Below are 12,442 nucleotides of genomic sequence, written 5' to 3'. Positions count from 1 at the left end.
TTCCTAATCTATTAATTATTAATATACGGTATAGCTCCATAACGCCCTCTAATATAATTCCTTTCAATATTAGAATCATTTCTCACCTTCCCTCCGTCAGGTAAGTTGAAATCATAAAGTGAATACAGATCTGTCTGTTCAAAATCGTCCTTTTCCGTAAACCAGATTTGATCTCTCCTAAAGAGATCTTCACCTAAAAGATTAGTATCATGTGTGGCAAAAATTAATTGAGCATTATTTGGATTTGTTTCGGGGTTATTAAAAATCTCTACAATATTTATTGTTATTAACGCATGTAACTTAGCATCAAGTTCATCAATTATCAAAACTTTTCCTGAAATTAATGTATCAAAAATAGGCCCTGAAAGATCAATAATTTTATTGGTCCCCTCAGACTCATTATCAGATTTATCAAAGAAAACTTGATCCACAATATTCCTTTTTTTATCAAACTTATTGTGAACTGTCTTCATTGTTACTTGCGTTTTCCCTGTTAGTTCCTTAATTAACTTAGACCTAATTTTTTCTGGCAAAACTTCCGGAAGCTCAGATGGATTAAAAACAGTCTCAATAGTTGTTACATTTTTAAACCCCAAGTTTAATTTTTGAAATAGCGCCAAAGATTCATTACAGCCATCTAAGTTCTCATGGAGCATTCTTAAGGTAAAGCCATTGTAGTCATTGTGGTCCAATCCTGAAAGCACATTCAAATCTTTAAAAAATTCTAATACTTTTTTTGAAATTTTCCCTCCTAATTGTGCTACTAAAGAAATAAATAGTCTGTTATCATTAGTTGATTCCTCCTTTCCAATTCCTTCTTCAAACTTATCTGCTACCCCAATACCATCTTCGGTTCTAATAAAAAAAGGTTTTTCATTTTTTTTAGTTTTTCCTGAAAACAACCATTCATTAACAATATTCTTTTCATTGTACTCAAAGCCATATCTATATCTAATGTCCTCTTTCCAAAATACCGCTTCAAAATAAGTAGGCTCTTTTTCACTTTCAGTTGATAGCAAAAAAGGGCTATAATCTAAATCATCTGAATCATTCAATCTTACAGACCGAATTACCACTTCTCTCATTCTATCAAGAGCTCTAATAAGATTACTTTTCCCACTTGAATTCGCTCCATAGATTACAGCCGAACGAACTATCTTTTCTCTATTATAAGAAATCACATTCTTTTTAAGCTCAGAAATCCCTTTGGCTTCAAGGTTTAATGTTCTTCTATCGTAGAAAGAAAGAAAATTACCAACAGTAAATTGAACTAACATATTGATATAAATTAGAAATTATTAGATAAATATAAAATAAACAACATTTTCAATTGTGTTTAAAAACAAACACATATTGAGAGACATTATCAAATATAACACAAAAATACAAAACAAAAACGCAAAACAACACCAAAATTGAGGAAATTTCTCAATTTGCAACAGAAAGACACAAACAGCCTTAATTGTAACGACAACTTACTTGTTAAATAATCGAAAATTTGAAGAATAATTTGTTAGAGTTTTAATACTTAAATATTTTAAAAGGCAATGGATTACTGTACAACGTTAAATTTTATATATTCGTTATTCCTAAACATCCGACAGATAGATTTATTCATAAGGCTTAGCGGAATGTTAGTGATCTACAGATGGTCTCCCGATGTCAAAATAAATCCAACAGACTAAGAAATTTAAGAGTAAAATATGATTGACCTAGAAGACTTTGAACAAGAAAGGGAATGCGTTTACAAAAATGAACGCTATGCCGTTCGTGACAACGGAGCAGTATTGCGCTATCCACTTGACGGAAGACGATCAAGACCATCCGATAACAAATGGACTTTGGGCAAACTAAACAGTAAAACAGGATATTTAGAAATTGCTTCTATACGAATTCACCGAATAATTGCTACTGCATTTCATAGCGAATCGCCAACAAAGGAACATGTTGTTGACCACATTGACACAAACAAACAAAATAATCGCCCCGATAATTTACGTTGGGTAACAAGATTAGAAAATATTTTACTTAACCCAATTACAGCAAGACGTATTGAAATTATTTGCGGCAGTGTTGAAGCGTTTCTTGCTGGCCCTTCAAAATTTCGAGACAAATTTACAGACCCAAACTATGAATGGATGTGCGCTGTTACAGCAGAAGAGGCGCAAATTAGCTTAGAACGAATGCTGTCCTGGGCAAATAACAACAAACCCTTAAAAGGAGGCTCATTGGGAGAATGGATATATAATCGAGAAATAATTGAAACCCCAACTACCACCAAGCCCAATTACATGCTGTCAAAAACTCCAAATGCCGCACAACGTATAAACTACCTTACTGATAAACCAAACGAATATCCAAGTACTCCCCAAGCGTTTGAAGGCAATCCATTAACTACATATCATAATAATTTGAAAGAGGGAGTACCTTTCTTTAGAAATCATAATGGAGAATATATAGTTGTCAAACACGGATTCTCTAAAGATAAGCACGCGCTATATGTAATGACAAAGTCTGCTTATGTATGGAGAGAACGAGAGAATGGAGAACATATTCCTATACCCGTAGCTGAACTTTCAGAAAAGATTTCGGATAAGGATTTACCTCACTCACTTACCAAAGTAACTTATGAAGATGGTTTGTTTGTACATACAAAGATAGAATTGGGTTTTCACCCAACAGAAGAGTTGTACGAACTATTCGCCGACTATACCGGACAGCTATAAGCCAGTTTGATGACTAACAAGAAGTATTGTCGTAAAATAGACTAACAGTAATGGAAAATAAATGAGAATATTTTAATTATCTAAGTCATAATAATATTTCTCATTTATATCCTGTTTTATATGTTTTATCAAGCTTATTTTGAATTATTGTAGCAACCACTAATACTTCTGTCATTTCGGTGAGCTGTGTATCTTCTAACAGTTTTGGATCATGCGCTTTAGGATTTCTATACATACTAAAAAATCCCTTTATAAAATTAGCAAATCCCTTATGTTCACTTTCATCACTTTCAGATTGTAAAAGATTGAATGCCAACATTGGTTTTTTATCACTCCCTAAACCAAAACATTCATCAACTAATACTGCTCCGTCGGAGATATAACCACTTTTTAGGCGAAGTTTATGAGCAATGCTTTTAGTAATTTCAAGAATAGCATGAAAATAGTTTTCATTAAGCCATTCAGATTCGCAATAGGGTAAAATATCCTGATGAATTCCAATTCCGTGAACTCGTTCTTTTATTTTCATAGCACGCCCCTTCGCTTCGGATATAGTTTTAGCTTTATCTACATTTTTTGGCTGACCTTCTTTATTTATTTCGATTCCTTCAAAAAGTAATTTTTCATTTATAGAAGTCCTATGTTTTTCGAAACTCGATTCACTGTCATAACGTTTAGGGTCTATAATTTTCAAAATAAAGTTTAAAACATTATTACCACAATTATCTTGTTTTTGCCTTGATGTTAACGTATAATAAATTCTATCTGGTTTATTTGTGCCCTGTATATACCGATTGAAAAGTGTACCAATATCCAGTTGAAAAGTGTACCAGTTAGCAAGGATTAAATCGTCCCTTTAGAATGAACTAAAGGGGCCATAATTCATGTTAGAAGTGGAGACAAATCATAAGATTATATTACTCTATTATCGGGAGGGACTAAGCCAGCGGAAAATAGCAAAGCAACTCCATATTCACCGAAGAACCGTTCGGGAGCGGCTGGCAGAATACGAGGCCTTCAAGTCATCTCCGCTGAGTGATCAGGATAAGCCCTCTTCACTGCTCAACCAATATCTCAGGACAGGTTCAGTTTATAATAGTGCCAACCGTTCCAAACGGCGGTTAAACGACCAAGTGTTGGAGGTAATCAATACCTGTCTGGAAGAAAACACGGCGAAACGTCTAGACGGGCGTTCCAAACAACAGCTTAAGAATATAGATATCTTGGAAAAGCTGCATCAACTGGGCCATCAGCTGAGTTATAGCACACTTTGTGATCATATTTCCAAGACTACCCAGCTTGCAAAAGAAGCCTTTATCCGTCAGCAATATGCACCTGGATCTTGTTGTGAGTTCGACTGGGGCGAAGTTAAACTGTATATAAAGGATAAATTATGCAGGTATTATCTGGCGGTTTTTACCAGCGCTAACAGCAATTACCGCTATGCCCTGCTTTTCCAGCATCAGGATAGCCTGGCTTTTAAAGAAGCACACATCTGCTTTTTTGAGCATGTAGGTGGCGTTTATCACCAGATTGTTTATGACAACATGCGGGTGGCGATATCGCGGTTTGTTGGCCGTACCGAGAAGATTCCTACCGCAGGGTTGTTAGAATTGAGCCGCTGGTATCAATATCAATGGCGTTTCTGTAATGCGGCTAAAGGGAACGAAAAGGGGCATGTGGAACGCAGTGTAGAATATGTGCGTCGCAAGACCTTTGCTTTTAAAGATCATTTTGATGACCTGCAGCAGGCACAGAATTATTTACAGTCACGATTGGGTGAATTGAATGAAAGAACATTAACCGGACAGTTGCAAAGTCCGGCTGCAGGTCTTGAACTGGAACGCAATGGGCTGTATTCCTATCCAGGCTGCATGGAAAGCTTTAGCGGGGAAAACCTTAAAGTGGACAAATACGCTACCATCTGTTTTGCAACCAACCGCTATTCGGTGCCCGACCATTTAACTGGAAAAATGGTTTTTGCCAAGGTTTATTCCCAATGGATCAAAATATATGACAGTGACCAGGTGGTGTGTTGCCATGAAAGAATCTACAGCCGGCATGGCTGGCAAATCGATATTGAACACTACTTAAGTACTTTACAGCGAAAGCCCGGCGCTGCTGCCGGTTCTGTTGCGTTAAAGCAGGCACCCGCCTGGGTGCAATCACTTTATCAGGACCATTATTACCAGAATCCGCGTGCGTTTATTGAATTGTTGCAATATCGCCAACAACATCATATCAGCAGTGAGGAACTCTGTGCCTGTATTGCGCTGCTTGCCCGGCAGTTTCCCTCCAATGTAAATAATGAGCATATCATCGCCTTGCTAGGCAATCAGCTGGTACAGGAGCCAGAAATAGATGAGCCGGATGCAATTGCCCTTCGTTCTATGGAAAACCTGCTGGAATTGGCAGAGATGATGAATAATTACATGAACACTGGATTAAATATAACAAGATGAACAAAGAAACATTAGAACACATTCAGCAGATCAGCACTGAATTGAGACTATCTGCTTTTCGTAAAGACCTTGATCAGGTCATTACCACTGCCCTGAAAGAGGGAACCTCTTTTGAAGAGGTCCTTCTAAATCTGCTGCTTGCCGAGCAGCAGATCCGCCTGGTGAACCGACGTAAAGCCCAGCTGCGAAATGCTGGTTTCCCGCAGTTGAAATATCTACAGGATCTGGTCAGAACAGAACTTCCTGCCGATGCCATGGCGCAGCTACCGCTGCTGGAAACCTTGGACTTTATTGATGCCGGACAGAATGTTATCCTGGGTGGAAGTCCAGGAACTGGCAAAACGCATATCGCAATTGGACTTGGAATCAAGGCTTGTCAGCAGGGAAAAAGCGTGCTGTTTACCTCTATTCCCAAAATGCTGACACAAATCAGGGAATGCCATTCTTCCAGAACCCTGCGTGCTCTGGAGCTAAAGTTCGAGAAATATGACTTGGTTATCTGTGATGAACTGGGCTATATCTCCTTTGATAAACCAGGCGCTGAAATGCTCTTCAACCACATCTCATTAAGAACCGGTATCAAATCCACGATCATAACTTCCAACAAATCCTTCGAGAAATGGCATGAGATCTTCGGTATGGATACAGTATTGACAGCGGCACTACTGGATAGGCTTACTCACAAATCTTTCCTGGTAAATATGAATGGAAAATCCTATCGGATGAAGGAAACTAAGAGCATGATGGGGTCAAAAAATGTTAACAAAGCAGTTGAAATAACGGCCAATACCTAAAGAAAAAAATAATAAACTGAGCTGAGATGTGCAGCCAGTAATGAACTAAATATCTTACATTTGAGCCTCGCTAACTGGTACACTTTTCAACCGGAATCCTGGTACATAATTCAACTGGTATAAACATGCCCTCATTAGTATCTATTAAACCCGAATTGTGAAACTGCTCACTAATTTGTTTATTGGTCAAAATTTCCTCTCCTATTATCTTGGAAATACTTCTTAATGTACTTGAATTGAAACTTTTTATCATCTAAATATGGTTCGTTTATAATAATTATTATCCTTTGTTAGAAACAAAATCCTCTCGAATAATATAGGCTGATGAGGATGCTCCTCGGTCAATTAGTGCATCAAGGATTTTAATAAACTGAACCCTTGACTTTTGATTGTTTGAAATTGCCTTACGCAACTTACTATCATAATGTCCCCGTATTATGATACTCTCAAAATAAAACAACTGGTTTTTGTCCTCCCCGTAATATTCTTCTATTCTGCCAGCAAGCCACTCAATTGCCTCGGGCATCAACTCCTTAAAACCGATCCCGGAAATCAGTTTCACAGCTGATGTAAGATCACCTTTCCCCTTAACAAGAGGTCGAAAAAAATCTCTCTTGCCTTCAAGTGGTTTCCAATCCCTAACAGATGAATTAAAGGATACATCGTTGAGAAGTAGCTTTTTGTTGAAATAAAGAATCTCATTACTCAGCGATCTATAAGCCAAATGTTCCCACAATATCCAGAAAGAAACTGTATACTCTTCGTCTTCAATTACTCTCCTGATGACCTCATCTAAGCATTTCTCTACAAATTCATAACATTTATGCCGGTTCTGCCTATTAAATTCAGGATTAAAAGCCCACCCAGTAAGCTGGTCCATAAATTCCTTGGAGATAGTTTCAGGTTGTTTAAGTAGGAATAACGAAAACTTTTCATGGAAAAGTTGTTGTAATTTATAATGTAATTTATCATTGTAAGATTCGCGCTTAGTATTAATATATTGCAGTATAAAGTCCAGGAGTCTACTGTAGAAATTCCTTAGTTCTATGATTGATGTATTATCAGGAATGATTCGTAGTGCTTCAAAAAGATGCCACGTACCTCCCTCATCAAAGTTTACAGGTTCCATGCCTATTGGAATTCCCTTCGAAATGGTTGATAAAATTTCTTGATAACCCTTATCAAACAATTTCTCCTTTTCAGAATACCAATGTTCATTGCTTTGATTTCCTGAAATATTTTTTCTCCGAGACCAATTCCAGTTTTTTAAAAATACCCTTTTTAACTTTTGAAAGTTTGAGACATTTTCGTCGGGTTCCTTTACAAGGCTTCGCATGTTCAATATGTGCCGTAAATGGGAAATCTCACAGTATTTTACCATTGCTTCGATGCAACAGGTCACAAATTCAGGTTCGGCTTTCCAAAGCTTCTCGTTAATCGACTGTATTAGCATATTCCTTGAAAACTGGTCCTCAAGGAATAATAATGAATAGAACACATACTTCCTTAATTCAGTACGCTCTTCCTCAGCAGCGTGTAACAGGAGTACGGGTAATGAATAGAATGCGCCTTCAATTTCAAAACTCGAAAAATTGATCTCCATATCATACCGCTGGCGGGTGAACAGTTGGTAATTAACAATGTGCCCAATTTTTTTTCGGCACCACTCACGCTCCTTTTCATTCATCTCAGTAAAGAAGTCCCTTACTCCGATTGCGGCGAAGGCTCCGGTATTTTTATGGTATTTATGGATGGCATCATTTAGTTCCCCTGTCTGTACCGAAGGGAAATAAAGTGACCATTGATCGTAGTTGTCATTTTCGACGGTCTCATTTTTTTGTTTTTTTATCGACCACATGGATGCCTGAAGGATGCGATTAGCTTCCTCTTGAACTTTTTGCTCGGCTATTACCTTTTCCCTTAGATCTTCAGCAAGTTCAGGTTCGACCAAAAAACCATTTTCTACTTCCTTGACGACTTTGTATTTCCTACGATCCATTTTTGCAAGCATAAACCGCCACTTTTCTTCCGTAGGATTCTCCGCATTGAATTGGTCGAGTATTTCGAATATTTCTTGATGGAGCTTGCCAAGGCTGAGATTAATTACAAGCTCACCTATATTGCCATTTCTGTGATCAAGGAAATTGAACTTATGCAGTTCCTTTTGTCTCCTGAAGGAGTCCTTACCTACACTGGATGGACTAAGGGCCTTTCTTTCATTTACAGATCGCAAAAGGTCCCAATCATATATTTTTTTAATCCTAAGTACCGGAAGCATATGTATTCCTGCAAGGTTACGATAGGCATATGTAACACTGAGCAACACAGCCGTAGTCATTACATTGTTACTCTTGGTAAGTAGTTTTACGAAAAAGTCATCCCAAACTTGTTTAAGTACTCCCCTATAACTATTTTCCTCTACTTCAGAGACATCCTTACCAAGGGACAACAAGAAACTTTCGAGTGCCATCAGCACTGATTGTAAAAGATTAGGGATTGCCACGGTGGTGCCCCTGTAGGCCGTCCAGAGTATAGGACTGGCATACTGCTCATACACCTTCCCATCTGGCATAGTTAGCTGAATAACTGAACGCTCTTCTTTAACAGGTATAAAATCATTATTGATTCCATAACTTGATTCCACGTAGGTATTCGCAACATGGTTTAGCATCTTGATAATGAAGTCAAGTGTCTTGTAGGGTTTCGCATATAGCAGGTTTAATATCGGGGTCTGCTTTGGGCTGGCAGGAAAATAGGTCATACCTGTGCTTTCCTTAAGCCCGAACTGGCTTTCTTCGTGCATCCCACTACCCGGCAGCGACCTGAATGGCGCTTCGCGCATCATTTCTTCTATTTCCTCCTTCGTAGGAGCATAATAGAACCACTTTTTCTCTGCTATTTGCATTACAAGCTCGGGAAAATATTGACAGATTCTCACGCTTTCATGTCCATCAAGTACGATATCTACAATTTTGCCGTACAGTCCAATCACCCTGTAATCGTCATCCCGCTTATGACATTGGAATGCAGTCTCAATCAATGTTTTGAGTTCATCTTCTATGATTTCTGTTAGCCTAAAAAGCAAGTGTATCCCATCGTACGTGTTGACACCGTAGGTCTTACGTTTCTCCCTGAATTTATTGTCTCTCACATAAAGGTCATAATAACGCAAAAGAATAAGGCCCGCTGAACGTGCTTCGCTGGGCAAGGGTTCAAAATCGTTTAGACCTTTCTCCCAATTCATCAACATCATAAATACAAGATGCATCTGACTATTTAGCGCATCGAGGTTGATTACAATAAATTCGATCAGGTTACGCCAGCCTTCACCGTATGGTTTGAGATTTACATTGTGGTAAAGTTTTAGCCGTTTGGCAGGTTCAATCTGGTCAATAAAGCTAAAATCCGGCTCTTGACAAGCAACCTTTAGAAGAAATACTACCCTTTTGAAGAACTTAAACTTATCTAAAAAAAGTAACTCTTTGTTCTCACTTAGGAATTGCATACTATATGATGATTGCATAGCAGCAATGATGACCTCATCTTTCCAATGGTTTGGCACGTCTGTGTCGTCAAGCGTAGCGGTGAGTAGCTCCCCAACATTTTCTGATCCTGATTGTATAAGGTCTGAAACCCAAAGCCTAAAAGCCCTGCGGATAGCTGCTCCTGACCCCAATTTCTCAAAAAAAACTGCTTGATTATCATTACAGGACAGATGTATTTGATAGCCGATCTCGATATACCTTGTTATTGCCCAGTCCTCATAAATATCATGTGCCGCAGCATAACTTTTCCGAAATACGGGTTCGGGATCGATGATATTGTCGGCTACGAGTGCTTCTGCAATTTCGGGACTTAAACCAGCTATAGTTGTATAGGGACTCATAGAAGAGGCTCGCTGTATGGCGATATTTGAAAATGCTTCTCCTCGCTGTTTTCGGATATTGGCATCAGGCTCTTTTTCTTTTCCTTCTACGACATACTCCCACATTAGCTCCCTGAATTTGGCCTCGGAAGTTATTTCTAATCCTAATTTTATCTTCGTCAGGATTGTCGCCTTGTCAAGATTGAATGGTATTTCCAATATCTTGGCGATAGATTTATTTTGAAGTAGGGATTTCACCACTGGATACTTGTCAGCAACAACGTGTAACTCGTCCTTGCAGAGAAGCGGTATTTCAAATGGAAGAAATGCCGGAAAATCACGTAGAAACCTTATTTTCAATTGTTCTACCGCATAATTTCTGCACGTGAGAACCAACTTTATATCATTATTTTTTGAAACGAGTTCAAAGAAATCTAGTATCGTATCAGCATTTCCAGTTTCAAGCAGTTTTTCGATACTGTCAATGACCACTATTTTATTTTTTGCGCATGCTGGTGAAAAAAGTACATTTTCAAGTCCATTTACGAGCGAAAATGGCTGTGCAGAAAATATTTCATCGATACTTTTGCGATCAAGCTGCTCTCCTTGTATCGCGATAATTTGATGATCTGTATCAAATTTAGATAGGGCTTTCTTTATAATAGCGGATTTCCCACTACCAGGTTTTCCACTGATTAGCGTCAATCCTACTTTTGTAATTTCGGCAATTACTTTCTCAGTAAGATCACTGCGTTCAAGCTCTAACTCTCCAATACGCATCCTTATCCTTGAGAACACTCTTTCGCTATTACTTTCTAGTCTCTCAAGGTCTTTGAATATCGACTCGTTTGTTTCTATTTGTTTAAGGTCTATACTTTTTTCACCTAGCTCATCGAGTAACCTATTGATTAGTTTAAGGTCTATTCCCTTTATCCGTCTAGTCGTTTGCTCATAAGCTAGAAAAACACCTGTGACGTATTCGGTTCCACCTGCCACCACAAGTATTGGACTGCCAGAATATCCTTCGACCAATATATCGGAATTGTAATGACCTATGACCGGATCAGAAACCTCTATCTGGATTTGGTTTTCGTAATCTTTATCCCCCATCACCGTTAATTGATAGAGACTCCTTTTAAATTCGTAGTCTACGGCCCGTGGGAAACCAGTAATCTCTATTTTTGCTCCTCTCCCAGGGAAGGCACTAGTTTTCAGTGCAAATTTAATATCAACAGAATCCGGAAGTGCTGACTTTGGGATGATAAGCACGCCAATATCCTCCGTTAAGTTATTGCTACCGAAGGCGATCTTATCGGTATTAATTACCTGATATTCCGTAATATTTGCATGTGAAAGGAAACCAATGCAAATTTCCTCCTTCTTCCAAGGCACATCATTCTTACGATCTACTAGGCAATGTCTTGCTGTTATGACATAGGCAAATCCATCATTTTCTTCGGGGCATATTATGAAGCCACCGCCACTTCCTATTGGATTAGTTATTCTTACTATAAATGGGCTTATATTATTCATCCGAGTGTAAAATGTAGAAAATTGTTACTCCCTTCTGGAAATCGTACATCTATGTTGTGATCTGTATCTATTTCAAAAATAGAGGTCGTGAGGGCGTTTTTCTGAGTTATATGAAAGACAATATCTTTATCAGGGTTCGCAGACAGGATCTTCACGAATGTTTCTTTGTTCGGAAGATTGAAACGGTTATAGGCATCAGCAGATACTATGAACTCCCCGCAGTCTATAAGTTCAAGTAGTGCAGCACTTATATTGCGTCCACTTCCATGATGTGGCACTTGCATATATTTCAATGTAAGCTTTTCTTCCGGCCACAATCTACTTATGGATGCAGCTACAACCCAAGGATGGCTATCAGCCATGAATAATATCCGCTCTTTGTTATATTCTAGGACAAAGGCAATGCTAGAACCATTTTCCACTGAAGTGTCTTTCAATTCTTTACTGAGATCGAAATCTTCGATTTTTTTCTTATAGTCGTTCTTTCTCCCATCCTTTAAGTCCGATTCCTTTCTCTCACGAATTATTTTTTCTTTATTTTCCCATGATTTCAGCAATGCCTGCTCACTAATGTGATCAGGGGAAAGGATAAACGCTGTTGCTCCCCACAGGTCGACTTTATTTGAACTATCAGTGATGTTATTCACTACGTTGGAGTTTTGCATTAGGTACTCCCTGAGGGTGATCGCTTGTGCATAACTTTTGAGATTGTCACTACGTAAACCACTGTCATAATCCCAAATAGAATAATTAAACCAGAATTTCGTCCGTGAAAGATCAGTAGCAAGTAAAAGTTCAGTATCCTTCAGCAGTCGCAGAACACCTCCAATGTGGTCGTCATCAATATGGGTAATGATCCATAGATCGATAATTTCCTTTTTAATATTTACTATTTCGTTGATCCTAACTCGCAAAGAAGTTTCATATATATTACCTTTTTCACTACCCCCATCTATTAAAATATTATGGGGGTTGCCGTCATTCCCAATAAACCTGATATGTATGGCATCCGCACACCCAGCATCTAAAAAATCTATATCCATTGAAAGCGTTTTGATTAGT

7 protein-coding genes are annotated in these 12,442 nt (G+C 38.3%); 3 read left to right on the top strand and 4 right to left on the bottom strand.

Annotated features, from left to right (window positions below; translation table 11 throughout):
- Window positions 1-11: 11 nt before the first annotated feature.
- Window positions 12-1,277 carry an AAA family ATPase gene (locus tag B3394_RS10925; protein WP_286920428.1) on the bottom strand — a complete coding sequence of 422 codons (1,266 nt, stop codon included), beginning with the start codon at window positions 1,275-1,277 and terminating at the stop codon, window positions 12-14.
- A 426-nt stretch (window positions 1,278-1,703) separates the two neighbouring features.
- Here B3394_RS10925 and B3394_RS10920 point away from each other — a divergent pair, with 426 nt between their 5' ends.
- Window positions 1,704-2,726: an HNH endonuclease signature motif containing protein gene (locus B3394_RS10920; RefSeq protein ID WP_286920427.1), complete on the top strand. Its 1,023-nt coding sequence runs from the start codon at window positions 1,704-1,706 to the stop codon at window positions 2,724-2,726.
- Between the two features lie 100 nt (window positions 2,727-2,826).
- Here B3394_RS10920 and B3394_RS10915 read toward each other — a convergent pair whose 3' ends face one another.
- Window positions 2,827-3,420: a TIGR02391 family protein gene (locus tag B3394_RS10915; protein ID WP_286920426.1), complete on the bottom strand. Its 594-nt coding sequence runs from the start codon at window positions 3,418-3,420 to the stop codon at window positions 2,827-2,829.
- Window positions 3,421-3,610: 190 nt separating this feature from the next.
- Between B3394_RS10915 and istA the strand changes: the two genes are divergently transcribed.
- Together istA and istB are read left to right on the top strand one after the other, a co-directional pair.
- Entirely contained in the window at window positions 3,611-5,188 is a 1,578-nt protein-coding gene (gene istA / locus B3394_RS10910; RefSeq protein ID WP_286920425.1) for an IS21 family transposase, read from the top strand.
- Window positions 5,185-5,982: an IS21-like element helper ATPase IstB gene (istB, locus tag B3394_RS10905; protein ID WP_286920424.1), complete on the top strand. Its 798-nt coding sequence runs from the start codon at window positions 5,185-5,187 to the stop codon at window positions 5,980-5,982. Before istA ends, istB begins: the two co-directional genes overlap by 4 nt.
- Before the next feature lie 280 nt (window positions 5,983-6,262).
- Here istB and B3394_RS10900 read toward each other — a convergent pair whose 3' ends face one another.
- A complete protein-coding gene (locus B3394_RS10900; RefSeq protein WP_286920423.1) occupies window positions 6,263-11,380 on the bottom strand; it encodes an ATP-binding protein in 5,118 nt (1,705 codons plus the stop codon).
- Window positions 11,377-12,423: a ComEC/Rec2 family competence protein gene (locus B3394_RS10895; protein ID WP_286920422.1), complete on the bottom strand. Its 1,047-nt coding sequence runs from the start codon at window positions 12,421-12,423 to the stop codon at window positions 11,377-11,379. The genes B3394_RS10900 and B3394_RS10895 overlap by 4 nt, the downstream gene beginning before the upstream one ends.
- Window positions 12,424-12,442 lie beyond the last annotated feature (19 nt).

The organism is Flavobacterium sp. UBA4197 (genome assembly GCF_002379575.1).
Lineage (GTDB): Bacteria > Bacteroidota > Bacteroidia > Flavobacteriales > Flavobacteriaceae > Flavobacterium > Flavobacterium inviolabile.
Note: the sequence above shows the minus strand (reverse complement) of the source record. Positions and strands in the feature narration are given on the sequence as shown.